The 25,606-nt window shown below is 69.1% G+C and carries 28 protein-coding genes; 11 read left to right on the top strand and 17 right to left on the bottom strand.

Annotated elements, in window-relative coordinates:
• The 4 genes from ACGRVM_RS13450 to ACGRVM_RS13435 form a co-directional block, all read right to left on the bottom strand.
• Positions 1-1,473: an efflux RND transporter periplasmic adaptor subunit gene (locus ACGRVM_RS13450; protein WP_377172398.1), complete on the bottom strand. Its 1,473-nt coding sequence runs from the start codon at positions 1,471-1,473 to the stop codon at positions 1-3.
• Between the two features lie 69 nt (positions 1,474-1,542).
• Entirely contained in the window at positions 1,543-2,085 is a 543-nt protein-coding gene (gene moaB, locus ACGRVM_RS13445; protein ID WP_377172397.1) for a molybdenum cofactor biosynthesis protein B, read from the bottom strand.
• Between the two features lie 3 nt (positions 2,086-2,088).
• The gene (locus ACGRVM_RS13440) at positions 2,089-2,706 is read right to left on the bottom strand and encodes a LysE family translocator (RefSeq protein WP_377172396.1); all 618 of its coding nucleotides are present in this window, start codon (positions 2,704-2,706) and stop codon (positions 2,089-2,091) included.
• Complete coding sequence (locus ACGRVM_RS13435; protein WP_377172395.1) at positions 2,703-3,500, bottom strand: uracil-DNA glycosylase; 798 nt, start codon at positions 3,498-3,500, stop codon at positions 2,703-2,705. Before ACGRVM_RS13435 ends, ACGRVM_RS13440 begins: the two co-directional genes overlap by 4 nt.
• Before the next feature lie 160 nt (positions 3,501-3,660).
• Here ACGRVM_RS13435 and ACGRVM_RS13430 point away from each other — a divergent pair, with 160 nt between their 5' ends.
• The 6 genes from ACGRVM_RS13430 to ACGRVM_RS13405 are packed head-to-tail and all read left to right on the top strand — an operon-like array spanning position 3,661 to position 7,760.
• Positions 3,661-4,617: an aspartate carbamoyltransferase catalytic subunit gene (locus ACGRVM_RS13430; protein ID WP_377172394.1), complete on the top strand. Its 957-nt coding sequence runs from the start codon at positions 3,661-3,663 to the stop codon at positions 4,615-4,617.
• The gene (locus ACGRVM_RS13425; RefSeq protein WP_377172393.1) at positions 4,614-5,168 is read left to right on the top strand and encodes an FHA domain-containing protein; all 555 of its coding nucleotides are present in this window, start codon (positions 4,614-4,616) and stop codon (positions 5,166-5,168) included. Before ACGRVM_RS13430 ends, ACGRVM_RS13425 begins: the two co-directional genes overlap by 4 nt.
• Positions 5,165-5,617 (top strand): hypothetical protein, encoded by a 453-nt coding sequence (locus tag ACGRVM_RS13420; protein ID WP_377172392.1) that lies wholly within the window; start codon positions 5,165-5,167, stop codon positions 5,615-5,617. The genes ACGRVM_RS13425 and ACGRVM_RS13420 overlap by 4 nt, the downstream gene beginning before the upstream one ends.
• Entirely contained in the window at positions 5,614-6,903 is a 1,290-nt protein-coding gene (gene pyrC / locus ACGRVM_RS13415; RefSeq protein WP_377172391.1) for a dihydroorotase, read from the top strand. Before ACGRVM_RS13420 ends, pyrC begins: the two co-directional genes overlap by 4 nt.
• Positions 6,904-7,509: a glycerol-3-phosphate 1-O-acyltransferase PlsY gene (gene plsY / locus ACGRVM_RS13410; RefSeq protein WP_377172390.1), complete on the top strand. Its 606-nt coding sequence runs from the start codon at positions 6,904-6,906 to the stop codon at positions 7,507-7,509. It begins immediately after the preceding gene.
• The gene (locus ACGRVM_RS13405; protein WP_377172389.1) at positions 7,506-7,760 is read left to right on the top strand and encodes a hypothetical protein; all 255 of its coding nucleotides are present in this window, start codon (positions 7,506-7,508) and stop codon (positions 7,758-7,760) included. Before plsY ends, ACGRVM_RS13405 begins: the two co-directional genes overlap by 4 nt.
• A 10-nt stretch (positions 7,761-7,770) precedes the next feature.
• On the opposite strand, the gene ACGRVM_RS13400 is transcribed toward ACGRVM_RS13405, so the two are convergent.
• The 4 genes from ACGRVM_RS13400 to ACGRVM_RS13385 form a co-directional block, all read right to left on the bottom strand.
• On the bottom strand, positions 7,771-8,772 hold the full coding sequence (locus ACGRVM_RS13400) for a phosphotransferase enzyme family protein (protein ID WP_377172388.1): 1,002 nt from the start codon (positions 8,770-8,772) through the stop codon (positions 7,771-7,773).
• Positions 8,773-8,935: 163 nt separating this feature from the next.
• Positions 8,936-9,709 carry a 3'(2'),5'-bisphosphate nucleotidase CysQ gene (locus tag ACGRVM_RS13395; RefSeq protein ID WP_377172387.1) on the bottom strand — a complete coding sequence of 258 codons (774 nt, stop codon included), beginning with the start codon at positions 9,707-9,709 and terminating at the stop codon, positions 8,936-8,938.
• Positions 9,696-11,042 carry a TldD/PmbA family protein gene (locus ACGRVM_RS13390; RefSeq protein ID WP_377172386.1) on the bottom strand — a complete coding sequence of 449 codons (1,347 nt, stop codon included), beginning with the start codon at positions 11,040-11,042 and terminating at the stop codon, positions 9,696-9,698. Before ACGRVM_RS13390 ends, ACGRVM_RS13395 begins: the two co-directional genes overlap by 14 nt.
• Positions 11,043-11,188: 146 nt before the next feature.
• The gene (locus ACGRVM_RS13385; RefSeq protein ID WP_394624060.1) at positions 11,189-12,709 is read right to left on the bottom strand and encodes a hypothetical protein; all 1,521 of its coding nucleotides are present in this window, start codon (positions 12,707-12,709) and stop codon (positions 11,189-11,191) included.
• Between the two features lie 157 nt (positions 12,710-12,866).
• On the opposite strand from ACGRVM_RS13385, the gene ACGRVM_RS13380 reads away from it, so the two are divergent.
• Complete coding sequence (locus tag ACGRVM_RS13380) at positions 12,867-13,631, top strand: SDR family oxidoreductase (RefSeq protein ID WP_377172384.1); 765 nt, start codon at positions 12,867-12,869, stop codon at positions 13,629-13,631.
• Entirely contained in the window at positions 13,628-14,245 is a 618-nt protein-coding gene (locus ACGRVM_RS13375) for an enoyl-CoA hydratase/isomerase family protein (RefSeq protein WP_377172382.1), read from the top strand. The genes ACGRVM_RS13380 and ACGRVM_RS13375 overlap by 4 nt, the downstream gene beginning before the upstream one ends.
• Here ACGRVM_RS13375 and ACGRVM_RS13370 read toward each other — a convergent pair.
• The 8 genes from ACGRVM_RS13370 to ACGRVM_RS13335 form a co-directional block, all read right to left on the bottom strand.
• Entirely contained in the window at positions 14,226-16,703 is a 2,478-nt protein-coding gene (locus tag ACGRVM_RS13370) for a GcvT family protein (protein WP_377172380.1), read from the bottom strand. The two genes, ACGRVM_RS13375 and ACGRVM_RS13370, sit on opposite strands and share 20 nt — an antisense overlap.
• An 81-nt stretch (positions 16,704-16,784) precedes the next feature.
• Positions 16,785-17,240 carry a pyridoxamine 5'-phosphate oxidase family protein gene (locus ACGRVM_RS13365; RefSeq protein ID WP_377172379.1) on the bottom strand — a complete coding sequence of 152 codons (456 nt, stop codon included), beginning with the start codon at positions 17,238-17,240 and terminating at the stop codon, positions 16,785-16,787.
• Positions 17,240-19,681 carry a GcvT family protein gene (locus ACGRVM_RS13360; protein ID WP_377172378.1) on the bottom strand — a complete coding sequence of 814 codons (2,442 nt, stop codon included), beginning with the start codon at positions 19,679-19,681 and terminating at the stop codon, positions 17,240-17,242. Before ACGRVM_RS13360 ends, ACGRVM_RS13365 begins: the two co-directional genes overlap by 1 nt.
• A 16-nt stretch (positions 19,682-19,697) precedes the next feature.
• Positions 19,698-20,075: a GFA family protein gene (locus tag ACGRVM_RS13355; RefSeq protein WP_377172377.1), complete on the bottom strand. Its 378-nt coding sequence runs from the start codon at positions 20,073-20,075 to the stop codon at positions 19,698-19,700.
• On the bottom strand, positions 20,069-20,461 hold the full coding sequence (locus ACGRVM_RS13350) for a GFA family protein (protein WP_449619169.1): 393 nt from the start codon (positions 20,459-20,461) through the stop codon (positions 20,069-20,071). Before ACGRVM_RS13350 ends, ACGRVM_RS13355 begins: the two co-directional genes overlap by 7 nt.
• A 2-nt stretch (positions 20,462-20,463) precedes the next feature.
• Positions 20,464-21,084 (bottom strand): LysE family translocator, encoded by a 621-nt coding sequence (locus ACGRVM_RS13345; protein ID WP_377172375.1) that lies wholly within the window; start codon positions 21,082-21,084, stop codon positions 20,464-20,466.
• Between the two features lie 12 nt (positions 21,085-21,096).
• Positions 21,097-21,669, bottom strand: a complete 573-nt coding sequence (locus ACGRVM_RS13340; RefSeq protein ID WP_377172374.1) for a helix-turn-helix domain-containing protein — start codon at positions 21,667-21,669, stop codon at positions 21,097-21,099.
• 92 nt (positions 21,670-21,761) lie between these two features.
• Entirely contained in the window at positions 21,762-22,214 is a 453-nt protein-coding gene (locus ACGRVM_RS13335) for a GAF domain-containing protein (protein ID WP_377172373.1), read from the bottom strand.
• A 123-nt stretch (positions 22,215-22,337) separates the two neighbouring features.
• Between ACGRVM_RS13335 and ACGRVM_RS13330 the strand changes: the two genes are divergently transcribed.
• The 3 genes from ACGRVM_RS13330 to ACGRVM_RS13320 all read left to right on the top strand — a co-directional run bounded on the left by ACGRVM_RS13330 (position 22,338) and on the right by ACGRVM_RS13320 (position 25,051).
• Positions 22,338-22,676, top strand: coding sequence for an STAS domain-containing protein (locus ACGRVM_RS13330; RefSeq protein WP_377172372.1), 339 nt, complete (start codon positions 22,338-22,340; stop codon positions 22,674-22,676).
• 17 nt (positions 22,677-22,693) lie between these two features.
• Positions 22,694-23,182, top strand: a complete 489-nt coding sequence (locus ACGRVM_RS13325; protein WP_377172371.1) for an ATP-binding protein — start codon at positions 22,694-22,696, stop codon at positions 23,180-23,182.
• Positions 23,183-23,473: 291 nt separating this feature from the next.
• Complete coding sequence (locus ACGRVM_RS13320) at positions 23,474-25,051, top strand: gamma-glutamyltransferase family protein (RefSeq protein WP_377172370.1); 1,578 nt, start codon at positions 23,474-23,476, stop codon at positions 25,049-25,051.
• A 24-nt stretch (positions 25,052-25,075) separates the two neighbouring features.
• Here the strand turns inward: ACGRVM_RS13320 and hspQ are convergent, their stop codons facing one another.
• Positions 25,076-25,402, bottom strand: a complete 327-nt coding sequence (hspQ, locus tag ACGRVM_RS13315) for a heat shock protein HspQ (RefSeq protein WP_377172369.1) — start codon at positions 25,400-25,402, stop codon at positions 25,076-25,078.
• Positions 25,403-25,606 lie beyond the last annotated feature (204 nt).

Here is a 25,606-nt window from a genome sequence, read left to right as displayed (position 1 = left end):
CTAGCCGCCCATCCGCGTTTCGAGCCGCGCGACGACGCTGACGGGAACACGCGCCTGCGCAAGCTGATCCAGAAGACGGGTGCGCACCGCGTCGGGCATGTCACGGCTGCCCTCGACGAACGCGATGAGGCGCGCACGGCGCTCCTCGCTCAGCTCGACCGTCTCGGCGCTCTCGGGGCTCTCGGCCTCCGCCGCCTCGCCGAGGGGACGCACCTTGATCCCGGCGCCCAGAAGCGGGCTGCGCTGCGTGACGACGCGGCGCCCGGCAAGATCGGGCGCGCCCTCGGCGGCGCGCACGAGCACATGGTCGCCCTGCCGGCGCAGCAGCGTGACCGCGATGGGCTGAAGCCGCCCGTCCTCGCCCAGCGCCAGCACCGCCCCATCGGGGCCGAGCGCCCCGGCCGGCAGGCGCACGACATTCGCCAGCGGCGGCTCGGCCACTTCGACGGTGACGAAATCGCCGGGCTTGAGACCCTGCGCCGCCTCGAGCCGCGCAAAGACGAGGCGCCCCGTCTGTCCCTCGCCCACGGCGGCGCTTGCGCGGGTGACGATACCGGGCGCCGTGAGACGCGCACCCGATGCCTCGAGAACGGCGGTCACGGGCGCCTCGCGCAGGCGGCCCTCCTCGTCCAGCAGCCGCGCGAACTGGCCCGTCGAGACGCGGAAGGCGACCTCGAGCGCGTTCTGGTCGATGAGGGTGGCAAGCTGTTCGCCGTTGCTCACGAGCGCGCCCTCGTCGACCATGATCTCCGACAGCGCGCCCGAGAAGGCGGCGGTGAGCGTGGTGTCCTCCAGCCGCCGCTCTGCCTCGGCCAGCGCAAGCTCGGCGCGCGCGGTCGCCGTCTCGGCCTGATCGATGCGCGCCTCGGCGCCCAGCACGGCCTGCCGGCGCGTGAGCACGCTGCCGCGCGCGGCGGCGGCGGCCAGCTCGGCCGTCTCGACAGCGGCGGAGGTGCCAACGCCGCGCTCCTCGAGACCGCGCTGCCGCTCGAGCGCGCGCTCCTGAAGCGCGGCCTGATCGCGCGCGGCGGCCAATTCATCCTCGGCCAATTCCAGCGCGCGCCCGGCCTCGCGCGCCTCGGCGCGCGCGTCCATCAGATCGCTCTCGGCGCGGTCTCGCAGCGTGCGGGCATCGGCAGGATCGATGCGCACCAGCACCTGCCCCGCCGCGACCTGCCCGCCTTCCTCGAAAGCCTCGGCGAGCTCGATCACCGTGCCCGCCGCCTTGGCCCGCAATTCGAGCGCGCGGCGGCTCTGAACCTCGCCATAGGCGGTCAGCGTCGGCGCGATGGTCTGCGGCGTCGCCTGCACCACCTTGACGGCGAATTCGCGCTCCTCGCGCGCGCCGGGGCCGGGGCTGCGCTCCATGCGCGCCTGCACCGAGGCGCTCAGCAGATGGGCCGCATAGGCGAGCATACCCAATGTCAGCGACATCAGGATCAGGCCGGTCAGGCTGCGGCGCAGGAAATGCATGGCGGGGCGGTCCTTCGAGCTGGCGCGACGCCTTTACATATAAGGCGCGGCACCCGGATACCAAGCGCGCTACTTGCGCCGGCGATGCTCGTCGAGGCGCGGCATGATCTCGACGAAGTTGCAGGGCCGGTGGCGGTAATCGAGCTGGAGCGCCAGGATCTCGTCCCACGCATCCTTGCAGGCGCCGGGGCTTCCGGGCAGCGCGAAGAGATAGGTGCCCAGCGCCACGCCCGCCGTCGCGCGGCTCTGGACGGCGCTGGTGCCGATCTTGGCCATGCTGACATGGGTGAAGACGGTGCCGAAGGCGTCGATCTCCTTCTCGTAGACGTCGCGATGCGCCTCGACGGTCACGTCGCGGCCCGTCAGGCCCGTGCCCCCGGTCGAGATGATCGCGTCGATCCCCGCATCCTCGCACCACGCGCGCAGCTGCGCGGCGATGGCCGCGCGCTCGTCCTTCACGATCGTGCGAGCGGCCAGAACATGGCCCGCCGCCTCGAGCCGCTGGACGAGCGTGTCGCCCGAGCGGTCGTCGCCCGCCTCGCGGGTGTCGCTGACGGTGAGAATGGCGATGCGCACGGGGATGAACTCGCGGCTCTCGTCGATACGGCTCATGGATCAGGACCTTTCCAGAATGGCGAGCCGCGCGGCGAGCGCGGCGAAGATCGCGGCGGTGGCGATGCCCATCCCGCGTGCGAGGCGCGGCGCGCGGGCGAGGCGCCGGCCCAGCCCGCCAGCGAAGACGCCGACGGCGCCGTTCACGATCAGCCCGCCGATACCGAGCATGATTCCCATCACCAGAAATTGCGGCAGCAGCGCACGCGAGGGATCGGCGAATTGGGGCAGGAAGGCCAGCACGAAGAGGATCACCTTGGGATTGGTGAGATTGACGACCAGCCCCTCCCGGAAGGCCCGCGCGGGGCTCATCGGGCGGCCCCGCGCCTCGAGCGGGCCGGTGCGCAGCGCCCCCAGCGCCAGCCACAGAAGATATCCGACACCGAGCCAGCGGATCACGTCGAAGAGCCAGGGCGCCGCCGCGACGAGCGCGCTCACGCCCAGCGCCGCCGCCGCCGCGTGACAGAGCGAGCCGAGGGCGATGCCCGCGCTCGCCGCCATCGCGGGATGCGGCCCGGCGCGCAGGCCCTGGCCGAAGCAGAACATCATGTCCGCCCCCGGCGTCAGGTTGAGCGCGAGCGCGGCGGGCAGAAAGGCCAGCAAGAGCCACGGATCGATCACGATTGCATCCCCCTGAGTCGCGCTTGCACCGCCAGCAGATCGGCCCAGGCGGCGCGCTTGGCGCTCGGCGTGCGCAGAAGATAGGCCGGATGCGTCATCGGCAGCACCGGCCGCCCCCACGCCTCGTGCCACTCGCCGCGCAGCTTGGTGATCCCGCGTTTCTGCAGCGCGCAATCGCTGCTGATATTGCCCATGACGATCACGATCTCGGGCGCGGCCAGAGCGACGTGACGCTCGACGAAAGGGCGCATCATCTCGATCTCGGCGGGCTTCGGGTCGGCATTCTGCGGCGGGCGCCAGGGCACCACATTGGTGATGTAGACGTTCTCCTCGCGGCTCAGCCCGATCGCGGCCAGCATCCGGTCGAGCATGCGGCCCGCCTGCCCCACGAAAGGGCGGCCCTCGCGGTCCTCGTCGCGGCCCGGCGCCTCGCCGATGACCATGACGCGCGCGCCGCGCACGCCATCCGAGAAGACGAGGTTGCGCGCGCCGCGCTTGAGCTCGCAATGCTCGAAGGCGGCGAGCGCGGCGCGCAGCGCGTCCAGATCCTGCGCCCCGCCTGCGGCGCGGCGCGCGGCCTCCACGGCCTCAGCGTCGCTCGCCCCCGCCTGCGGCGGCGCCACCTGCGCGGCACGCGGCTGCGCCGGCGCGGCGCGCGCTTGCGGCGCCTTGGGCGCCGCCTCCTCCAGATCGTAGCGGTTCACGGGCACGTCGCCGATCGCCTCGTCGACGCCCAGCTCGACCTGCCATTGCAGAAGCGCGCGCAGCCCGTGAAAATCCAATGCCGAATCCATGCCGCCACGCTACTCCGCCCGCCGCGCCTGCGAAAGCGTCCCTGCTTCATCTTGGCGAAAATACTCATTCTCCCGGCGGCGCCGCGCGCGCCGGCTTGCCGATTGAACGCCGCCGCCCGCCATGCGATAACCCCGCGGACTGCCCGACGAGGAGATGCCGGTGACCTTCGCCCACAGCCACCTTCTGGGGATCGAGCCCCTCGCCCCCCACGATATCCGCGCCGTGCTGGACCTCGCCGATACCTATGCCGAGCAGGGCCGCAGCGGCGCCAAGCATGGCGATGCGCTGGCCGGGCTCACGCAGATCAACATGTTCTTCGAGAATTCCACCCGCACGCAGGCCAGTTTCGAGCTGGCGGGCAAACGGCTCGGGGCGGATGTCATGTCGATGGCGATGCAGGCGAGCTCCATCAAGAAGGGCGAGACGCTGATCGACACGGCCATGACGCTGAACGCGATGCATCCTGATCTTCTGGTGGTGCGCCACCCGCATTCCGGCGCGGTGGACCTGCTGGCGCAGAAGGTGAATTGCGCGGTGCTGAACGCGGGCGACGGGCGGCACGAGCATCCGACGCAGGCGCTTCTGGATGCGCTGACGATCCGGCGCGCCAAGGGGAGGCTGCATCGCCTCAACATCGCCATTTGCGGAGACATCGCCCATAGCCGCGTCGCGCGCTCGAACATCATCCTCTTGGGCAAGATGGAAAACCGCATCCGCCTCATCGGCCCGCCGACCCTCATGCCCGCGGGCATCGGCGAATTCGGTGTCGAGGTCTATGACGACATGAAGAAGGGCCTCGAGGGGGTCGATGTCGTGATGATGCTGCGGCTTCAGCGCGAGCGCATGGATGGCGGCTTCATTCCCTCCGAGCGCGAGTATTACCACCGCTACGGGCTCGACGCCGAAAAGCTGGCGCATGCGGCGCCCGACGCCATCGTGATGCATCCCGGCCCGATGAATCGCGGTGTCGAGATCGACGGCGAGCTGGCCGATGATATCCGCCGCAGCGTCATTCACGAACAGGTCGAGATGGGCGTCGCAGTGCGCATGGCGGCGATGGATCTTCTGGCGCGCAACCTCAGGGCGCGCGCGGCCCCGAAAACGGTGATGGTATGAGCGACAGGATCGAGATCAAGGCGACCGAGACCGGCGTGGTGCGCGTCTTTTCCGTCGATATCCCGGCGGACAGGATCGGCGGTTTCACCGCCCGCAATGGCAGCTGGCCCCTGCGCGAGGCTCTGGGGGCCGAGGCGCTCGATCCGGCGCATGTCGAGGTGTTCGACGCCGCCGATCTCGCGGGGGTCGGCCTTGCGGGATATCTCGCCGAGGGGCATGCGATCCCCGACGACCAGATCGAGCCGATGCGCGCGCGCCTCGCGGCGCAGGAGGGCGTGCTGATGGTGGTGACCTCGCGCGCCTTTCAGGGCACCGCGCAGACGCTGCGCCCCCGCGCCCCGCTGAGCCTCGTCGGCACCTTCTTCGAGCCGCAGGATCCGGTCACGTTCGGCGCGCTTCCCGATGCCTCCGCGCGCGTGCCCGAGGCCGCGCCCGACGCGCCGCCCGCGCGCAAGGCGCCGTCGGATGCCGCGATGTCGGGCCGCGTCGCCACGATCGTGCTTCTCGTGCTGGCCCTTCTCGTCGCACTGATGGTCTGGATCGCGGCATGAGCGATCCGGTCCTGCGCCCGGACAATGCGCCCGTGCCCCTCGATGAGGGCGAGCGCGTGCGCAACGTCTTTCGCGCCGACCGCGCCACCTATTGGCGCGACCATGCGCTGATGGCGGCGGCGGCGATGGCGGCGGGCATGGCGGCGCTCGCCGCGCTCGGCAATCCGCATGTCTGGACGGGCGCGGTCGGCGGATTGGCCGCCATCGCGCTCAGGGCCTTCTATTTGTCGAGCGAGGCGCTCACCTTCGAGTGGCGCCTGACCGACGCGCGCCTTCTCGGCCCCGGTCCGACCGATATCGCGCTGGCCGAGATAAGCGCCGTGCGCGGCTTCGGCTCGGCGGTGCAGGTGGTCACGCGCGCCGGCGACAAGCATCTTCTGAAATACCTTGCCGACCGCCAGCGCGTGCAGACGCGCATCGCGGTGGCCGCCGGAGTCTCTTGCGCATGACAGCCACGCTCATCACCAACGCCCAGCTGATCGACCCCGAAGCAGGCACCGTCACACGCGGCAGCCTCTTGATCGAGGAGGGGCGCATCTGCCGCATCACGCCCGAGGGCGCCGAGGCGGACATGCCGCGCGCCGCGCGCGTGATCGACGCGAACGGCAAGCATCTGGCGCCCGGCATCGTCGATATCGGCGCCAAGGTCTGCGAGCCGGGCGAGCGGCACAAGGAATCCTTCCGCTCGGCGGGCCTTGCCGCTGCCGCCGGGGGCGTGACCACGATGGCGACGCGCCCCGACACGCTGCCCGCGATCGACAGCCCCGAGGTTCTCGAGTTCACGCGCCGCCGCGCGAACGAGGCCGCGCCGGTCAATGTCCTGCCCATGGCCGCTCTGACCAAGGGGCGCGAGGGGCGTGAGATGACCGAGATCGGGTTTCTCATGGATGCGGGCGCCGTCGCCTTCACCGATTGCGATCATGTCGTGCGGGACACCAAGGTGTTCGCGCGCGCGCTGACCTATGCGCGCGGGCTCGGCGCGCTCGTCATCGCGCATCCGCAGGATCCGGGCCTTTCGGCGGGCGCCGCCGCCACCTCGGGCAAGTTCGCCTCTCTCTACGGCCTTCCAGCGGTCAGCCCGATGGCCGAGCGGATGGGCCTCGACCGCGATATCGCGCTTCTGGAGATGACCGGCGCACGCTATCACGCGGACCAGATCACCACCGCCCGCGCCCTGCCCGCACTCGAGCGCGCCAAGCGCAACGGGCTCGACATCACGGCGGGCACGTCGATCCACCATCTCACGCTCAACGAGCTCGACGTGTCGGGCTATCGCACCTTCTTCAAGGTGAAGCCTCCGCTGCGCAGCGAGGAGGACCGCCAGTCGATCATCGAAGCCGTGCGCACGGGCCTGATCGACACGATCAGCTCGATGCACACGCCGCAGGACGAAGAATCGAAGCGTCTGCCCTTCGAGGAGGCCGCGTCGGGCGCCGTCGCGCTCGAAACGCTCCTTCCGGCAGCGCTGCGGCTCTATCATTCGGGCGAGCTCGAGTTGCCAGTGCTCTTCCGTGCGCTGGCGCTCAACCCGGCCAAGCGGCTCGGGCTGCAATCGGGGCGGCTCGCCGTGGGCGCGCCGGCCGATCTCGTGCTTTTCGACGCGCATAAGCCCTTCGTGCTCGACCGCTTCGCGCTGCGCTCGAAATCCAAGAACACGCCCTTTGACGGCGCCCGCATGCAGGGCCGCGTTCTGGCCACCTATGTCGGCGGCGCCGCAGTATACGAGGCCGAATAGATGCCGATGATCGAGACCTCCGCCGCGCTGCTGCTTCTTTGGGCGGCGATCGGCTATCTGCTCGGCTCCATTCCGTCGGGGATGATCCTCGCGCGCGTCATGGGTCTTGGAAACCTGCGCGAGATCGGGTCGGGCAATATCGGGGCGACGAATGTCCTGCGCACCGGGTCCAAGACGGCGGCGGCGCTGACGCTGCTTCTGGACGGTCTCAAAGGCGTGGTGGCGGTGCTTCTGGCGCGCGGCCTCGCGGGCGAGGATGCGGCGCAGATCGCGGGCCTCGCCGCGTTCCTCGGTCATTGCTTTCCGGTCTGGCTCGGCTTTCGCGGCGGCAAGGGCGTGGCGACCTTCCTCGGCCTCATGCTCGCGCTCGCATGGCCGGTCGGGCTTCTGGCCTGCGCGACATGGCTCGCCACAGCGGCGCTTCTGCGCATCTCCTCGCTTTCGGCGCTGGTGGCCGCGCTCAGCGCGCCGGTCTGGATGCTGCTTCTCGGCGAGGGATCGCTTCTGGTGCTGGGCGTTCTGGTCGCGTCGCTGATCGTCTGGCGGCACCGCGCCAACATCGCGCGGATGCGCGCGGGGACCGAGCCGCGCATCGGGCAGAAGTGAAGGACTTTCTGTCGGCGTTCGATGCGCTGCCGCTCGGCAGTTTCCATGGGCGCGCCAGCGGGCGGCGCTATCTCGTCACGCGGAGCGATCTTGCGGGCGGCGCCGCGCAGAAGCTGGTGGCCAAAGAACTCGGCGGGCCGGATTACATCAGCCTCAACCTCTACCGCCTCGCATCGGGCGCGCGGCTGAAACCCTGCGAGATGCCCGAGGAGAAGGTCGTCCGCTTCGTTCTGGCGCTCGAGCCGGAGTGACGCGGCATCGCTATCGCGCGCCCAGCCAAGCCTCGCCGAGCTCGGCCGAGACGCGGGCGAAATCGGGGGCGAGGGCCTGCGGCTCGGGCGCCTCGATATGGCTGCCAATCCACGCCAGAAGCGCCATGCGCCGCAGCATCACGAACGTGTCGATCTCGGCCTTCTCGGCGGCGCTCAGCCTGCGCACCTTCTCGTAGCCTCGCACCCATGCGGCCTTGAGCGCCGGAATGCGCGGGTCGTCCTCCATGAAGCTGATGCCGGCGGCGAAATCGTAGAGAAACCAGCCGAAGCCGCAATCGTCGAAGTCGATGAGCCGCGTGCCGTTTTCGTCCCTGAGAAGATTGGCCAGCCGCATATCCGCGTGGATCAGCCCATAGCGATCCGGACCCGCTCCGAAGGCTTCGAGCCGCGCGCGCACCCGCGCCTCGACACGCTCGAGCACCGCCGCGATTTCCGGCGTGACACCCGGCGCATCGCGCCAGTCGCCCCAGTTGGTGCGCGCGCCGTAGATCGTCTCGACGTTCCAGACCAGACGCTCGAAATTCTCGGGGCGCCGCCAGGACTTCGAGTGTTCATGCGTGCGCGCCGCGATCTCGCCCAGCTCCTCGAACGGGCCTTCCAGATCGCCCGCCTCGTCGGGCTGCGTGCCTTCGACGAATTCGAAGAGCACCATGAAGCGCGGCTTCTCCAGCGAGTCGATCCGGCCCACCTGGATCACCTCGCCGTCCTTGCCCGCGCGGCTTTCGGGCGTGACGACGGCGCGCGACGCTTTCAGCGCCGCGATCCAGGCCAGCTCGCACTCGATGGCGCGGCGGGTGTGATAGGCCTCGCGGTGAATGCGCAGGACCGCCTTCCAGCCGCCATCGGCTTCGACGAGATAGGTCGCGTTCTCCGAGACATTGATGAGGCGGGCACGGGCATTCGGCGGCATGTCCCAAAGGCCGAGCGATTGCTGGGCCAGCTTTTCGAGATGAATCAGAAGCTCGGCCAGCGGCATGTCGGTTTGCGCCATGATCTCTTCCTTTCGGCAAACGGCACCGCGGGACACTGAAAGGCCGGCGGAGGATCGTCGCCATCCGGGAGGCGGCGCTTGGAGTGCCGTGTTACAGGGCGGTTACGGCGGCGCAAGGCTCTTTGCGGCACTGGCCACGCGATTGACGACGCGCGCGAGGCTCTCAGGCCAGCGCGCCCATGATCTCGCCGTGAAGAAGAGGGCCAGCCGCGAGCACGCCGTCGACCTGCGGAACCGGGTTGTTGAAGCGCAGCGGATTGCCCCGCCTGTCGGTGGAGCGCGCGCCCGCCTCGCGCAGGATCAGATCGCCCGCGGCGACGTCCCATTCCCAGGTCCGCCGCAGCGTCAGCATCGCATCAAAGCGCCCCTCGGCCACCAGCCCGAGGCGGTAAGCGAGCGACGGGCGATGCTCGCGCCGGAAGCCCGGCACCTCGCCCCGCCAGTGGCGCGGCTCGAGCGTGGGGCGGGCAGCGAGAAGACGCGCGCCATCGGTGCGGTCCATCACGCTGGCGCGGATCGGCGCGCCGTTGAGCGTGGCGCCCTCGCCCAGCGCGGCGGCATACATGAGGTCCATCATCGGCAGGTAGACCACGGCGGCGGTCACCTGCCCCTCGTCGCAGACCGCGAGCGCGTGCGCCCAGGCGCGGCTGCCGTCGATGAAGCTGCGCGTGCCGTCGATGGGATCGATGATGAAGGTGCGGGGCGCCTCGGCGCGCAGGGGATCATGCGCGCTTTCCTCGCTCAGCCAACCATAGGCCGGACGCGCGCCGCGCAGCTTGGCTTCCAGCGCCTCGTTCACCGCCAGATCGGCCTCGGTGACGGGGCCGGCCTCCTCGGGTTTCTCCCAGCGCCTGACCGGGCCGCCGACGAAGGAGGTCGCCACCTCGCCCGCCATCCGCGCGGCCTCGATCAGCAGGGGCAGATCATGTGCCGGCAAGGGTCATCCCCTCGACCAGCAGCGACGGGACCACCGACCCCAGATGCGTCCGCGCATCGTTCGCGGGTGTCATCCGCATCAGCATGTCGTTGAGGTTCCCCGCGATGGTCAGCTCGTTCACCGGGTAAGCGATCTCGCCATTCTCGATCCAGAAGCCCGACGCCCCGCGCGAGTAGTCGCCGGTATTGGGATTGATCGTCGAGCCGATCATCGAGGTCACCAGAAGTCCGGTGCCCATGTCGCGGATCAGGTCCTCGCGGCTGGCGGAGCCTTGGGTCAGCGCGATGTTCCACGTGCCGGGCCGGGGCGGGCCGGACAGACCGCGCTTGGCATTGGCGGTGGACTGCATGCCGAGTTGCCGCGCGCTGGCCAGATCGAGAACCCAGCCGGTGAGGATGCCGTTCTCGACGATGGCGCGGCGCTGCGTGGGCAGGCCTTCGGCATCATAGGGCCGCGATCCGGCCACACGCGGGCGATGCGGGTCCTCGATGACGCTGAGCGCCTCGGGCAGAACCTGCGCGCCCAGCTTGCCGCGCAGCCACGTGGCGCCGCGCGCCACCGCCGCGCCGTTCGCCGCGCTCAGCAGATGGCCGATCAGCGAGGTCGAAATCCGCTCGTCGAAGAGCACAGGATAGGCGCCCGTCCTGGGGCGCCGCGCCCCGAGGCGTTCGGCGGCGCGCTGGCCCGCACGGGTGCCGATATCGCCCGGCGCGCGCAGATCGGCGTCCCAGATGCGCGCGTCGCCGTCCGAGTCGCGCTCCATCCCCGTGCCGGTCCCGGCGATGGCGGCGCAGGAGACATACCAATCCGTGCGCATATGCGTTGCGGCGAAGCCGTTGGTCGCGGCCATCGCCGTGCGGCTCTGCTGGTAGCCGGCGGTCGCGGCCTGAACCTGACTCACGCCCTCGACCGCGAGCGCGGCGGCCTCGGCCTCGGCGGCGCGGCGCTGCAATTCGGCGGGGTCGGGTTCGGGCGCGGGATCGGCCAGCTCGAGCGCCGCGAGATCCCAGTCGCGGGCAAGCTGCGCGGGATCGGCGAGCCCCGCATGCGGATCTTCGGGCGCCTCGCGGGCCATGGCGACCGCACGCTCGGCCAGGATGCCGAGCGTCTCGCGGCGGATATCGGAGGAGGAGACGCTGGCCTGCCGCTGCCCGACCAGCACCCGCAGACCGAGCTCGATCTCCTCGGAGCGCTCCGCCTGCTCGAGCGCGCCGCCGCGCACGTCGATCACCTGCGCGGCACCGCTCACCACCATCGCATCCGCGGCATCGGCGCCCGCGCGGCGCGCCGCATCCAGCAGCGCCTGCGCGAGATCGTCGGGAAATTGCGTCATCGAGACCAGCCTTTCGAAGTCGTGCCTGAGGTAGTCCGCCGCGCCGCCCGAAGCAAGGGCGCGCCGGGCCCTGCAACGCGAACGGGCCGGGGATGTGCCCCGGCCCGCTCCTTATCTGACGTGGCCCTCGCGGGACCGCGCCCGGATCACTTCATCCGCATGCCGTTGACGACGATCCCGCCGCCTTCGGTAAACTCGATATCGGATTTCAGCGTGTCCTCGCCCTCGCCCGCGACGGCGACCCCGCCCAGCGTCATACGCGCGACCATCGCGTTCTCTTGGCCCAGCAGACCCGCCTCGACCAGCTTGTCGAGGAGCGCGTTGGCGCCGGTGAGCACAAAGGAGGCGGAGCCGACCGGCGCGGGCATGTCGAAGGCCTCGGTCGGCGCGCCCTCGAAGGTCACGTCGCCCTCGCCCGTCAGTTCCGCGCCCGCAAGGCTCACCAGAAGGCGGTTCAGCGTCAGCGCGTTCAGCGTGAAGGGTGCTTCGTCATCCGCATCCAGCATCGCGGCGGGGTCCATCAGATCGGCCAGCACCGTCGCCATGCCGTCGAGGTCGAGCTCGACCGTGGCCGGATCGCGGGGCAGGATGCCTTGCGGGTCGAACATCGCCCAGACGTTGTCGCCGAGCGTCACGCCCCCCAGAAGGAAGCTGAGCGCCATCGGCTGTGGCTCGCCCGATTGTATCAGCGGCACCGCTGCTTCGAAGGACGATTGATCTATCGCCATCGACATCGGCACGGGCAGTTGCGGGATGGTGATCGACGCGGTCGAGCCGTCGGACGTACCGCCATAGGCGATTCCGGTCTCGTCCATCCGAAGGTTGAGCGTGCCGCCCTCGCTCGTCGTCTCGCCCGTGGTCACGGCGCCCTCCGCGCCGCCCCGGAACGTGCCGCGTCCGGGGCCAAAGCGATAATCGCCGTTCACCTTGAAGCCTTGGGCCAGCGCCGCGGTCATGTCGTTCATGTCGGCGCCCTCGGGAATGGCGAAATCGCCGGTCATCTCGATGCGCTCGATCTCGCCCGACACCTCGAAGGGCTGGCCCTCGGGGTCGGTCATGGCGAAATCATAGCTCGTCAGCCCGGCGGTGACGACCTGCGCGGCGCTCCGCCCGCCCTCGATGCTCATCACCGTGCGGCTCGTCAGATCCTGCATCTCGAGGCCGGTCTCTCCGAGATCGATCCGCGTATCTTCGGCGGTCAGCTCGGTCACGTCGATGCCGATGGAGGCGGCGCGCGTCTCGTAGGTCATCTCGGAAGGATCGCCCGACACCGTGGTCGAGATGTCGTTCGAGCGATAGAGCAGATCGAGGTCGAAATTTTCCGGCCCGGTCGCGCTCACTTTGATCGGCATCTCGGCCGGATAGACCACGGCCACGGTGCCGTCGCCATTGCCGCGCATGGTCAGCTCGGAGAAGCTGATCGTCGTCGTGCCCGCGCCTTCGGGAAGGGTCTGTGTCATCACGATATCGGTCAGCTGGAGCCCGTTCGAGACCTCGGTTTCGGTCGCGGTGACGTCGAAGCCGAAATCGGTCAGATAGGCCTGCCAATCGGCCCAGACCTCGGCCGGGGTCACATCGGCCATGGCGGCGCCGGTCCCGGCGAGAAGGGCGAATGCGCTGGCGGCGGCGCGGCGCAACGCCGGCCTTGTCGCGTGAGATGTCATCATGGGCTTGGCTCCGATGCTGTGTCGGCGCCAGCTTCGGGCGATTGCGGAGCAGCGTCAAGGGCGCCCCGGCGGCACATCGCCGAGCGCGGCGCGCTGGACCCGGCCCGCGCCGGACGCTAGCAAGGCAGGGCAGGCAGCCCGACCGAGGAGAGACAGCATGCCCCACAGCCCCGACATGACCGGCAAATCGGTTCTCATCACCGGCGCGAGCCGCGGCATCGGCGCCGAGGCCGCGCGCGTCTTCGCGGAGGCCGGCGCGCATCTGGTCCTGATGGCGCGCTCCGCGGATGCGCTGCGCGATGTGGCCGAGCCACTCGGCGCCGAGACGATCACCGGCGATGTCGCCGACTACGGCGATGTCGCGAAGGCCGTCGCGCTGGCCGAAGAGCGGTTCGGCAGGCTCGACGTGCTGGTCGGGAATGCGGGCGTGATCGAGCCGATCGCGATGCTGGACGAGGCCGATCCCGAGGCATGGGGCCGCGCCATCGACATCAACCTCAAGGGCGTCTTTCACGGCATGCGCGCCGCGATGCCCGGCATGAAACGCGCGGGCGGCGGTACAATCCTCACGGTCTCGTCCGGTGCGGCGCATGACGCTTATGAGGGCTGGAGCAGCTATTGCGCGTCCAAGGCCGGGGCGGCGATGCTGACCGCCGCCACCCATGGCGAAGGCGCGGCGCATGGCCTGCGGGTCATGGGCCTCTCGCCCGGCACCGTCGCCACGCAGATGCAGCGCGACATCAAGGCCAGCGGCGTCAATCCGGTCAGCCGGCTCGACTGGTCCGATCACATTCCCGCCGATTGGCCCGCCAAGGCCCTGCTCTGGATGTGCGGCAGCGGCGCGGACGGGTATCTCGGCCAGGAAATCAGGCTGCGCGATCCCGGCATCCGCGCGGCCATCGGGCTGGAGAGCGGCGCGTGATCGCGCTCGAGCGGGACGGCGGCGTCTGGACGGCGACCATCGCGCGCGAGGAAAAGGCCGGCGCGCTCGGCGCCGCGATGCTGACCCGGCTGGCCGAGATCGCGGAAGAGGCGGGGCGGAACGAGACCGCGCGCCTTCTCATCCTCACCGGCAGCGGCAAGGTCTTTTCGGCGGGCGCGGATCTCGGCGAGATGACGAGCGGCCTCGCCACCGCGCCCGAATGGGAGCGGCTCAGCGCGGCCATCGCCGCCCTGCCCTGCCTCAGCATCGCGGCACTCAACGGAACGGTCGCGGGCGGCGCCATCGGCATGGTGCTCGCCTGCGACTTCCGCGTGGCGGTTCCGGGCGCGCAGGTCTTCTATCCAGTCATGCAGCGCGGCTTCCTGCCCCAGCCGAGCGATCCCGCCCGGCTCGCCGCCCTCGTCGGTCCGGCGCGCGCGCGGCGCATGCTGCTCGCCGGCGAGCGGGTGGACGCGCAAACCGCGCTCGACTGGGGCCTTTTCGACCGCATCGCCGCGCCCGAGGATCTGCGCGCCGCGGCACTTGGGCTGGCCGATCATGCGCTGGCGGCGACGCCCGCGCATGTCGCCGCGATCAAGCGGCTGTGTCCCTGATCGCCTCCGCGTCGCCCCGCACCCGCGCGCCTTGCGGGTCGTATATCGGCCTGAGGCTCGCCTCGGCCCGCACCCGCGTTCCGGCCACGTCGATCTCGTAGCGCGAGGCGAGCACGTCCTCGGCGCTCTCGCCCCGGCAGGGCACATACCCCATGCCGATGGCGCCGCCGAGGTGATGGCCGTAATTGCCCGAGCTGACATAGCCCACGATCTCGCCGTCGCGCAGGATCGGCTCGTTGTGATAGAGGAGCGGCTCGGGATCGGTCAGGCGGAACTGCACCAGCCGCGCGGCCAGCCCCTCGTCCTTCTTGCGCAGGACGGCATCGCGGCCGATGAAACCCGGTTTGCCCGTCTTCACGGCAAAGCCGAGCCCCGCCTCCAGCACATGGTCCTCGCTGGTGATGTCATGCCCGAAATGGCGGAAACCCTTTTCGATCCGGCAACTGTCCATCGCATGCATGCCGCAGAGCGCCATGCCATGCGCGCGGCCCGCCTCGCGCAGCACCTCGAAGGCGTGGCCAGCCATGTCGGCGCCGACATAGATCTCCCATCCAAGCTCGCCCACGTAGGAGACGCGGTGCGCGCGGGCGAGGCCCATGCCCAGCTCGATCTCCTGCGCGGTACCGAAAGGATTGGCGGCGTTCGAGAAATCGGCGGGAGAGACCGCCTGAAGCACGCGCCGCGCGTTCGGCCCCATCACGGCCAGCACGCCTTCGCCCGCCGTCACATCGGTGATGACGACCGAACGATCGCCCCGCTGCCGCTCCATCCATGTCTGATCGGCCAGCCGCGTCGCGGCGGGTGTGACCACGAGATAGGCCGTCTCGCTCAGCCGCGTGACGGTCACATCCGCCTCAATCCCGCCCTTGGAGTTGAGGAACTGCGTATAGACGATGCGCCCCACCGGCACGCTGAAATCGCCGCCGCCGACATGGTTCAGAAACGCCTCCGCATCCGGCCCCTCGACGCGCAGCTTGCCGAAGGACGACATGTCGTACATGCCGACATTCTCCCGGATCGCGCGATGCTCGGCCGCCGCGTTCTCGAACCAGTTCTGGCGCTTCCAGCTATAGCGATACTCGCGCTCCTGCCCCTCGCGCGCGAACCAGTTGGCGCGCTCCCAGCCCGCCGCCTCGCCCATCACGGCCCCCTCGTTCAGCAGATGGTGATGAAAGGGCGTGCGCCGGATGCCGCGTGCGGTGGCCTTCTGGCGGTAGGGGTAGTGATCGGCATAGAGCAGGCCCAGCGTCTCCTTGCTCCGCTCGAAGAGATAGGTCTTGTTGCCTTGAAACGGCTGCATCCGCGCGATGTCCACGTCGCCCAGATCGAAAGGCTTCTCGCCCGCCTCCATCCAGAGGCTGAGCGCATGCCCCGCCCCGCCTGCCGATTGGATGCCGATCGAGTTGAAGCCCGCCGCGACCCAGACATTGTCCATCTGCGGCGCGAGGCCGAGGTGATAGGCGTCGTCGGGCGTGAAGGACTCAGGCCCGTTGAAGAAGGTATGGATGCCCGCCTCGGCCAGCATCGGCATACGGGTGCAGGCGGCCTCGAGAATGGGCTCGAAATGGTCGAAATCCTCGGGAAGCTGATCGAATTCGAAATCGGGGGAAATGCCGTGCATGCCCCAGGGTTTCGAGTGCGGCTCGAAGGCGCCGACCAGCATCTTGCCCGCATCCTCCTTGTAATAGGTGCACTCGTCCGGCACGCGCAGGACCGGAAGCTGGCTCAGCCCCTCGATCGGCTCGGTCACGATGTAGAAATGCTCGCAGGCGTGGAGCGGCACGTTGACCCCCGCCATGCGCCCCACCTCGTGGCCCCACATGCCCGCGCAATTCACGATCATGTCGCAGGCGATATGGCCCTGCGCGCTGCCGTCGTCGGCCACCCAATCGACGCCGGTGACACGGCGGCCCGCCTTCGCGATGCCGCTCACGCGGACGCGCTCCTGAACCCGCGCGCCGCGCGCCCGCGCGCCCTTGGCCAGCGCCAGCGCGATATTCGCGGGGTCCGCCTGCCCGTCCGTGGGCAGCCAGACGCCCCCGGTCACGCCCTCGACGCTCAGATGCGGATAGCGCGCCTTGATGTCGTCCGGCGACAGCTCCTCGACCGGCACGCCGAAGGCGCGGGCCATCGCGGCCTGGCGGTGCAGCTCTTCCAGACGCTCGGCGGTCAGCGCGGCGGAGATCGAGCCGACCTGACGGAAGCCGGTGGCGACCCCCGTCTCGGCCTCGAGGCCGGTATAGAGCTCGGCCGAGTAGCGCGCGAGTTTCGTCATGTTGGACGAGGCGCGCAACTGACCGATAAGGCCCGCCGCATGCCAGGTGGTGCCCGAGGTCAGCGCCTTGCGCTCGAGCAGGACGACATCGCTCCAGCCGAGCTTGGCCAGATGATAGGCGACCGAACAGCCGACGACGCCGCCGCCGATGATGACCACGCGGGCCTGTGTGGGCAGATCCATTTCAGCGCTCCCCGAGCTTGAGATTGAAGTGACCGGCAGCGCGCGGACGCGCGTCATGCAGGGCGATGGGACGGGCGGCGATCACGGATAGATCTCCGCGAATTTGACTTTGTAGGCCGCGATCATCTCGGCCTCGGTCATGCCGTCGTCATAGGGCGGCGTCGTCATGTGGCGCGCGGCCTCGATATCGATCAGGATGAGATCCGTGATGCGCGCCGCCAGATCGCCCCACTTGGCCCGCCAATGGCCGATCAGCGCGCCGAACTCCTCGCTGCCCTCGGGCAGGATGCGCGCGGCGCCGCGCAGGCGCAGGGCCTTGCGCGCGAAAGGGTCGATGAAATTCACCTCGGCATAGGGCGCGGCGGCGAGGTTGCGCAGCGTTCCGGGCGAGCGGATGTTGCCGAACCCGGCGCAGGCGTCGTCCAGCACCAGAAACGTGCCCTTGGGGCTGACCGCGGGCCGTCCCTCCTTCGTCACCGTGGCGACGAAGCCGAGCGGGAACGTCTCGATCATCTGTTTCGCGGCGGCGTCCAGCATCACGCCCGGATCCTTTCGTTGTCCGCATCCCAGAGCGGCGCGTCCGGCTGAACCGTCGCGGGGAACCGCTCGCCGTAGATTTCGACCTCGAGCGCGGTCCCGGCCTCGGCCAGATCGGCGCGGATCATGCCCAGCGCGACCGACGCGTTCACGCGGTAGCCCCAGGCGCCCGATGTGGTCTCGCCCACGATCTCGCCGCCATGCCAGAGCGTCGACATGTAGGGCGCATCGGCCTTCCCGGCCTGCACGGTGAGGGTGACGAACCGCTTCTTGCTCCCGCGCTGCTTCTCGCTCAGCAGGGCCGCCTTGCCCGGAAAATCCTGCGGCTTGTCGAATTTGACGAAGCGCTCCAGCCCGCCTTCGAGCAGCGAATAATCGGTGCTCAGATCGCCCTTCCACGCGCGATAGCCCTTCTCGATGCGCAGGGAATTGAGCGCATACATCCCGAAGGGCTTGGCGCCCGCGTCCAAGATGGCGCGGTAGATGTCGGGCATGTCCTCGTTGGCCGCATGCACTTCCCAGCCCAGCTCGCCGGCGAAACTCACGCGGATCAGGAACGCCTTGCGGCCCGCGACGGTGCAGTGCTGGTGGCTGAGCCACGGCAGCGTCAGATCGCCATCGGTGAGGGGCGCGAGGATCTTGCGGCTCTCGGGGCCGGTGACGATCAGCGCGCTCCGCTCGGTCGTCGTTTCCTCGACGGTGACGCCCTCGGGCACGGCGGCGCGGATCAGCTCGCCGTCATGCCATTGCGCGGTGGCGGCGGTGATGAGAACGAAGCTGTCCTCGGCGAGGCGAATGCACGACAGCTCGGTCAGGATGCGCCCGCGATGGTCGGCGACATAGACGAGATTCATGCGCCCGACCTTGGGTAGGCTACCGGTGACCCAGCCGCGCAGCCATTCGTCCGCGCCCTGCCCCCGCACCCAGAAGCGCGAGAAGCCGGGCAGATCGAGCACGCCGCAATGGTCGCGCACGGCCTCGCATTCCTCGCGGATACGCTGCTCCCAAGGGCCGGCGCGGTTCCAGGTCTGCGTCGCCTCCTCGCTCAGATCGTCGCCGGGTTTGGCGAACCAGTTTGCGCGCTCCCATCCGTTGTAGGCGCCCATGACGCCGCCCATCTCGCGCACGATGGCGTCGTTCGGCCCCAGCTTCTTGTCCCGGCCAGCGGGCCATTCGTGCCACGGGAAATGCATGGCGTATTCGTGGCCATAGACCTCCATCCCCTTGGCGATGCAGTAGTCATTGTCGGTGTAATCGGTATAGCGGCGCGGATCGACAGACCACATGTCCCATTCGGTGCCGCCTTCGGTGATCCATTCGGCCAGCACCTTGCCCGCGCCGCCCGCCTGCGCGATCCCGAAGGTAAAGACGCAGGCCTCGAACGCGTTCGGCACGCCCGGCATGGGGCCGAGTAGCGGCAGGCCATCGGGCGCGTAGGGAATGGGGCCGTTGATGACCTTGTTGATGCCGGCTTGGCCCAAAAGAGGCACGCGCGCCATCGCGTCCTCGATATACCATTCCAGCCGCTCGAGATCGTCGGGGTAAAGCTGAAAGCTGAAATCCTCGGGGAAGGGATCGTCCGGCGTGATCCAATGCGCCTTGCAGTTCCGCTCGTAGGGGCCGAGGTTGAGGCCGGTTTTCTCCTGCCGCAGATAGTAGGAGCTGTCGACATCGCGCAGGAGCGGCAGCTTGCCGTGCTTGGCGGTATGCTCGGCAATCTCGGGGATCTCGTCGGTCAGCAGGTATTGATGGCTCATCACCATCATCGGCACGGTGCGCCCGCCATAGGGCTTGAACCATTCGCCCACTTTCTGCGCGTAGTAGCCGGCTGCGTTCACGACATATTCGCAGCGGATATCGCCCTTCTCGGTGTGCACGATCCATTCCGTGCCGTCGCGCGTGACGCCGGTGGCGGGGCAGAACCGTTCGATCCGCGCGCCCAGATCGCGCGCGCCCTTGGCCAGCGCCTGCGTCAGCTGCGAGGGGTCGATATCGCCGTCGTTCGGGTCGTAAAGAACGCCCTTCAGATCATGCGTCTCAAGGAAGGGATACATCGCCTTCGCCTCGTCCGGCGACATCATGCGCATGTCCATGCCCTGATAGCGGCCCATCCCGCAGGCGCGCTGGAATTCCTGCACGCGCTCCTCGCTGTGGCCGAGGCGCAGCGAGCCGGTGACATGGTAGTTCATCGGGTAATCCACCGCTTCGGCCAGCCCGCGATAGAGCTCGGCGCCGTAACGCTGCATGTTCATGATCGCCCAGGAGGTCGAGAAGGTCGGGCAATTGCCCGCCGCGTGCCATGTGCTGCCCGCCGTCAGCTCATTCTTTTCGAGAAGGACACAATCAGTCCAGCCGGCGCGGGCCAGATGATAGAGGCCGGAGGCGCCCACCGCGCCGCCGCCGATGATGACCACGCGGGCCGTGCTGGGGAAGTTGCTCATTGTTCCGTCTCCCGTCTCAGGACCGCGCCAATTGCGGCAGGTCGTCCTCGATTTCGTAGTAATCGCCCTTGTCGTCGCAGAAGATGTGCCGCTCGAGCGTCAGTCCGGTAGGCGCATCCAGCGCACCGAGCGCGAAACTGATCGTGTCCTCGTCATGCGCCTTCCAGAAGAGGAAACTGCCGCAACGGGCGCAGAAGCCGCGTTTGGCGCTCTCGCTCGCCGCATACCAGGAGGGCGAGCCGGTGATGGTCAGATCCGCCTCGGGCACATGTGCCGAGGCCCAGACATGGCCCGATTGCGTGCGGCACTGGCCGCAATGGCAGACCGAGGCGCCGCGCGGGGTGCCGCGCACCTCGAAACCCACATCCCCGCAGAGGCATCGCCCGGTCAGCATTCCTCGCCCTCCCGATATGTCGGCAGGTCGGCGCCGATATCGTAGTAATCGCCCTTCTCGCGTACCCAGACATGCGCCCCGAGGCGCAGCCCGGTCGGCGCCTTCAGCGCGCCCATCAGCAGATGCACATGCGCGCCCTCGTCACCGCGCCAGAAGAGCGTTGCGCCGCAGGTGCCGCAAAAGCCGCGCTTGCCGATCTGCGAGGCGCGATACCAGCGCAGCGTGTCCTGACGCTCGAGCCGCAGCGAGCGTTTCGAGACCGGCACGGCGGCGAAATGGTGGCCCGACTGGCGGCGGCATTCATCGCAGTGACAGGCGATGGCCGTGCCCGTGGGAGGCCCCGCCGTATAGCTCACGCCGCCGCAAAGACATGCTCCGCGCAGCATCCTCATGCCCTCCCCGGCAAGGCCGTCGCGCCCAGAAGCGCGCCGTAGACGATGAAACAGACCGCGAGGCCCCGCCGGAGCGGCCGCGATGCGACCGCGCCCAGAGCCGAACGCCCGAGCCCCGCGCCAAGCGCCGTGTAGCCCATGTAGCTGAGCGCGGTGAGCGACAGCGCCGTGGGCACGATCACCCACATCTGCGCGCCGATGGGCACGCCCGGCTGCACGAATTGCGTGAAGGCGGCAAGATAGCCCGCAACGCTCTTGGGATTGATCGTGGCGATCAGGAAGGCGCGGACATAGACCGAGCCTCCGCGCGTTTCGGCGGCGCGGAGCGCGCGGCCCGCCTGCCGCCATGTGCGGATCCCCAGATAGACGAGGAACCCCGCCCCGATCAGCTTGGCCAGCTGGAACAGCTCGGGCGAGGCCAGAAGCAGCGCCGAGACCCCCAGCGCCGACAGCGCGAGAAAAAGCGCGGCCTGCGTCAGGATGCCCGCGACCCCCGGCAATGCCCGGCGAAAGCCCAGGGCGACGCCGTTGGTGATGCAATTGGCCGCGTTCGGCCCCGGCGTGGTGACGAAGACCGCCCAGAAGCTCGCGAAGACAGTCCAGCCCTCCCAGCTCATGCGCGCGCACCTTCAATAGACCGGCGGCGCGATCACCCAGATCGCGACGGCCGGTTGCGGATAGGGATTGCTCCAAGCGAAGGTATCGCCCCGGATGCGGAAGCTGTCGCCCGCCCGCGCGGTGAAGGCGCGCCCGTCGATGGTCAGATCGAGCTTGCCCGAGACGATATAGGCCACCTCCTGCGTCGGACGGCTGACCGGGCCGGGCGCGGCGGCACCGGGCGCGAATGTCGAGTGGATCATCTCGAAATCATCGGTGAGATCGGGCGACAGAAGCTCTTCGGTCAGCCCGGGCTTGCCCGCGTCGATGGCGCGCCGCGCGCCGCTGCGCACGATATAGCCCGCCTCGTCCCCCGGCGCCGCGGGCTGCGCGATCAGAAGCGACGGCGGCACGTCGAGCGCCTGCGCGATCTGCGCGAGATCGGCCGCGCCCGGCTGCGAAAGATCGCGCTCGACCTGGCTCAGCCATCCGACCGAGCGGCCGAGCCGGGCCGCGAGATCGGCCAGCGTCACCCCGCGCGCGCGGCGCAGGGCGCGCAGATCGGCCCCCGAAGCGTTCGGCGCGGTGATATCGGATTGCAGCACGGCGGGCGACTCGGCGTGAAATTAAGGCTCAGATTTTCACGCTGCGACTACGCAGTGAAAAAAGCAAGGATAATTTCACGCGGGCCCGGAGGTCATCCCCCGAAGGTCTGCCGCAAAAGCAGCGCGAGCCCCTCGGCATCGGTGTGGTCGAAGGCGGACGGTCTGTCGCTGTCGATATCAAGCACGCCGAGCAAAGCGCCGCGCGCATCCCGCACCGGCAGCACGATCTCCGAACGGGTGCCGCTCGAACAGGCAATATGGCCCGGAAACGCCTCGACATCGTCGACGAGCTGCACCTCGCCCGTGCGCGCCGCCGCGCCGCAAACGCCGCGCGAGAAGGGGATGACGAGGCAGCCATGCCCGCCCTGATAAGGGCCGATCTTGAGCAGTTCGGGCGCGGTCACGCGGTAGAAGCCGGTCCAATCGAACCGGTCGTCGGCATGATGCAGCTCGCAGGCCATCGTGGCCATCAGCGCGACGGTATCGTTCTCGCCCTCGGTCAGGCTGGCCAGAACCTTGGCCATTTCGTCATAGTCGATCCGCATCCATCGCTTCCCTCTCTCGCTCTCTCGCCCTTGCGCATCTAACTTTTCCCGAGGGCGAGAACCAGATGGTAACGAATTGCCCCTAGCCTGAGGCCAAGCGGACCAGAACCATCGGAGCGTCACATGGATCTCAGCAGCAGCCGGCACGGCGATTACCAGATGATTACCGTCAACGCCCCGCGCATCGACGCGGGCGCGGCCATCGCCTTCAAGGAGGCGCTGCGCGCGCGGACCGAGGGCGGGACGGGCGACGTGCTGCTCGATCTCGGGGCGGTGGATTTCATCGATTCGAGCGGGCTCGGCGCTATCGTCGCGGCGCTCAAGCTGGTGGGGCCGGACCGCAGGCTCGATCTCGCCCGTCTGACGCCGGATGTAGAGAAGGTGTTCCGCCTCACGCGCATGCACACGATCTTCACGATCCACACCGCGCTCGAGGATGCGGCGCCGCGCCGCGCCGGCTGAATGACGGAGCGGATCGCGTGAGAACGGCGAGGGGCCGCGCCGCCCCTCCGCAGGCGCCCGCGCGGCTGGATTTGCGCTTCGGCGCCTCTCCGGACCAGGTGCGCGCCGCCCTTGCCGAGGCGCGCGCCTTCCTCGCTGCCGCCGGCATGCCGGACGCGGCTTGCGGCACCGCCGAGATCGTTCTGGCCGAAGTGCTCAACAACGTGGCCGAGCATGGCTACGATATGCGCGGCGAGGGCGAGGTCCGGCTGGCTCTGACGCTCGGCGGCACGCGCCTTGCCGCGGATATCACCGACAGGGGCAAGGCGCTGCCGGGTCTCTGCCCACCGCCGGGCCGCAGGCCGGCGCTCGGCGGTCGCGCCGCGGACCTGCCCGAGGGCGGGTTCGGCTGGTTCCTCATCCACACGCTGACCGAGGCGCTGCACTATCGGCGCGCGGACGGGCGCAATCATCTGCATCTCGAAATCGATCTGGGCGCGCAGGACGGGTGCCCCGAGCAAGCCTGACCCGGTCAGGTTGAAGGGGGCACCGGAAATGACCGCGCTGCCCCAAACTTGCCCCGATCTCTCCTCAATCCCGACAGTTTGGACTGTCATACACGCGCCCGTAGCTGCAAAAGCTTCCCTCGGCGCCGTGTTTTAACAGCCCCCACCCAGTGCGCGGCGTCGAGGACCTTTGCGGCGCGCTTTGCATGGCTGCATCCCCCCATCGGCTCAAACATCCCCGACATTCCGCATCTTGGCATCCGCCACGCGGCGCCATAACGTCGGCGCCACTTTCAGGCAGGAGTTTGCCCCATGCGCGATTTTCACCTTCCCGGACGCTCGCCCGTCCTCGCCACGTCGGGCATGTGCGCGACCTCGCATCCGCTCGCGGCCAAGGTGGCCGTCGATATCCTCGAGCGGGGCGGAAACGCGATGGACGCGGCGATCGCGGGCGCGGTGCTTCTGGGCATCTGCGAGCCTCAGATGACCGGGATCGGCGGCGATCTCTTCGCGCTCTTCACTCGGCCCGGCGACGATACCGTGCGGGCCTATAACGGCTCGGGCCGCGCGCCCGGCGGCGCCAGCGCCGCCGATCTGCGCGCGCGCGGGCTGGGCGCCGTGCCGCTCTACACGGCCGACGCGGTCACCGTTCCCGGCGCCATCCACGCCTTCTGCGCGCTCAGCGACGCGCATGGCAAGCTGGGCCTCGATGCGATCCTCGCCCCCGCGATCCGCTATGCCGAAGAAGGCGTGCCCGTCGCGCCCCGCGTCGCGTGGGACTGGGCCGAATCCTGCGGCGTGCTCAAGGACCATGCGCTGACGCACTACCTGCCGGGCGGCAGAGCGCCCAAGGCAGGCACGCTTTTCCGCGCGCCAGGGCAGGCCGAAGTGCTGCGCCGCGTCGCCGCGAAAGGCGCCGCGGCCTTCTACGAGGGCGAGATCGCCGATGACATGCTGGCCGCGCTCACCGCCGCGGGCGGCGTCCACGTCGCCGCCGATTTCGCCGCGCATCGAGGCGATGACGCCCAGCCGATCAGCGGCAGCTACAAGGGCCGCGATCTGGTCGAGCATCCGCCCAACGGGCAGGGCGCGACGGCGATCCTGATGCTCAACATTCTCGCGCAGTTCGACGTGGCGGCGATGGACCCGCTCGGCGCGGAGCGGATCCATCTCGAGGCCGAGGCGACCAAGCTGGCCTACGACACGCGCAGCCGCATCATCGCGGATCCCGATCACACCTCGCGCACCGAATTCATGCTGAGCATGGACACGGCCAAGCGCCTCGCGGCGATGATCGACATGGACCGCGCGATGCCCTCCGCCGCGCCGCTGACCGAGGCGATGCACCGCGATACCGTCTATATCACCGTGGTCGACAAGGACCGCATGGCGGTGTCGCTGATCTATTCGATCTTCCACGGCTTCGGCTCGGGGATCGCGTCGGAGAAATTCGGCATCCTATTGCAGAACCGGGGCGCGGGCTTCTCGCTCGCCGAGGGGCATCCCAACGAGCTCGCGGGCGGCAAGCGGCCCTTCCACACCATCATTCCGGGCATGATCTGCGAGGGCGGGCGCCCCGTCATGCCGTTCGGCGTGATGGGCGGCGCCTATCAGCCTGCGGGGCATGCGCGGTTCTTGTCGAATATCGCCGATTTCGGGATGGACCCGCAAAGCGCCATCGACGCGCCGCGCGCCTTCGCCGACAAGGGCGAGATGCGCGTCGAGCGAGGCTATTCCGACGCGGTGCGCGCGGATCTCGCCGCGCGCGGGCATAACGTGGTGATCCCGGAGGAGGCCATCGGCGGCGCGCAGGCGATCCGCATTCATCAGGAGGGGCTGCTCGAAGGCGCGTCCGATCCACGCAAGGACGGCTGCGCACTCGGATACTGACAACGGGGCCGCGCGGGCGCGGCCTCAGTTCAGCTGGAAATGCAGCGGGTAATGGCCGTCCTCGAACGGGCCGAAGAGATCGTCGATATCGGGATGCTCGACCGGCTCGCCCGAATAGTCGGCGATGAGGTTCTGCTCGCTCACATAGGCGACGTAATAGCTCTGCTCGTTCTCGGCCAGGAGGTGATAGAAGGGCTGGTCCTTTACCGGGCGGCTCTCCTCGGGGATCGAGGCATACCACTCCTCGGTGTTGGCGAATTCCGGGTCCACGTCGAAGACCACCCCCCGGAAGGGGTGTTTCTTGTGGCGGACGATCTGCCCGAGATGATATTTTGCACGTGTCTTCAGCATAGCTCGCAGCCTTTAAACGTTGAGACTAATGCTTTCAAGTGCGCTTTGTCCAACGATGATGCGGCCCGGTCCGGAAACAGTCTGTCGGCCCCCGGGCATTCCCGCGCCGTGCCGCGCGAGGCCCTCCGGCGGATCGGCAACAGCGCGCCGCCGGGGCCAAATTCGTGATTTCCCATCGGCGCGAAAATGCGTAATATGAGGCCA

Origin of the sequence: Roseovarius aquimarinus, assembly GCF_043661195.1 — a bacterium.
GTDB lineage: Bacteria > Pseudomonadota > Alphaproteobacteria > Rhodobacterales > Rhodobacteraceae > Roseovarius > Roseovarius aquimarinus.
The sequence above is the reverse complement of the archived record's forward strand: the minus strand, read 5'-3'. Positions and strand labels throughout refer to the sequence as shown.

Coding starts and splice junctions, on each gene's coding strand:
- ACGRVM_RS13450 (WP_377172398.1), bottom strand. CDS start 1,473: ATGCATTTCCTGCGCCGCAGCCTGACCGGCCTGATCCTGATGTCGCTG.
- moaB (WP_377172397.1), bottom strand. CDS start 2,085: ATGAGCCGTATCGACGAGAGCCGCGAGTTCATCCCCGTGCGCATCGCC.
- ACGRVM_RS13435 (WP_377172395.1), bottom strand. CDS start 3,500: ATGGATTCGGCATTGGATTTTCACGGGCTGCGCGCGCTTCTGCAATGG.
- ACGRVM_RS13425 (WP_377172393.1), top strand. CDS start 4,614: ATGAGCGACAGGATCGAGATCAAGGCGACCGAGACCGGCGTGGTGCGC.
- ACGRVM_RS13420 (WP_377172392.1), top strand. CDS start 5,165: ATGAGCGATCCGGTCCTGCGCCCGGACAATGCGCCCGTGCCCCTCGAT.
- pyrC (WP_377172391.1), top strand. CDS start 5,614: ATGACAGCCACGCTCATCACCAACGCCCAGCTGATCGACCCCGAAGCA.
- plsY (WP_377172390.1), top strand. CDS start 6,904: ATGCCGATGATCGAGACCTCCGCCGCGCTGCTGCTTCTTTGGGCGGCG.
- ACGRVM_RS13400 (WP_377172388.1), bottom strand. CDS start 8,772: ATGGCGCAAACCGACATGCCGCTGGCCGAGCTTCTGATTCATCTCGAA.
- ACGRVM_RS13390 (WP_377172386.1), bottom strand. CDS start 11,042: ATGACGCAATTTCCCGACGATCTCGCGCAGGCGCTGCTGGATGCGGCG.
- ACGRVM_RS13385 (WP_394624060.1), bottom strand. CDS start 12,709: ATGATGACATCTCACGCGACAAGGCCGGCGTTGCGCCGCGCCGCCGCC.
- ACGRVM_RS13380 (WP_377172384.1), top strand. CDS start 12,867: ATGCCCCACAGCCCCGACATGACCGGCAAATCGGTTCTCATCACCGGC.
- ACGRVM_RS13370 (WP_377172380.1), bottom strand. CDS start 16,703: ATGGATCTGCCCACACAGGCCCGCGTGGTCATCATCGGCGGCGGCGTC.
- ACGRVM_RS13365 (WP_377172379.1), bottom strand. CDS start 17,240: ATGCTGGACGCCGCCGCGAAACAGATGATCGAGACGTTCCCGCTCGGC.
- ACGRVM_RS13360 (WP_377172378.1), bottom strand. CDS start 19,681: ATGAGCAACTTCCCCAGCACGGCCCGCGTGGTCATCATCGGCGGCGGC.
- ACGRVM_RS13355 (WP_377172377.1), bottom strand. CDS start 20,075: ATGCTGACCGGGCGATGCCTCTGCGGGGATGTGGGTTTCGAGGTGCGC.
- ACGRVM_RS13350 (WP_449619169.1), bottom strand. CDS start 20,461: ATGCTGCGCGGAGCATGTCTTTGCGGCGGCGTGAGCTATACGGCGGGG.
- ACGRVM_RS13345 (WP_377172375.1), bottom strand. CDS start 21,084: ATGAGCTGGGAGGGCTGGACTGTCTTCGCGAGCTTCTGGGCGGTCTTC.
- ACGRVM_RS13335 (WP_377172373.1), bottom strand. CDS start 22,214: ATGCGGATCGACTATGACGAAATGGCCAAGGTTCTGGCCAGCCTGACC.
- ACGRVM_RS13330 (WP_377172372.1), top strand. CDS start 22,338: ATGGATCTCAGCAGCAGCCGGCACGGCGATTACCAGATGATTACCGTC.
- ACGRVM_RS13320 (WP_377172370.1), top strand. CDS start 23,474: ATGCGCGATTTTCACCTTCCCGGACGCTCGCCCGTCCTCGCCACGTCG.
- hspQ (WP_377172369.1), bottom strand. CDS start 25,402: ATGCTGAAGACACGTGCAAAATATCATCTCGGGCAGATCGTCCGCCAC.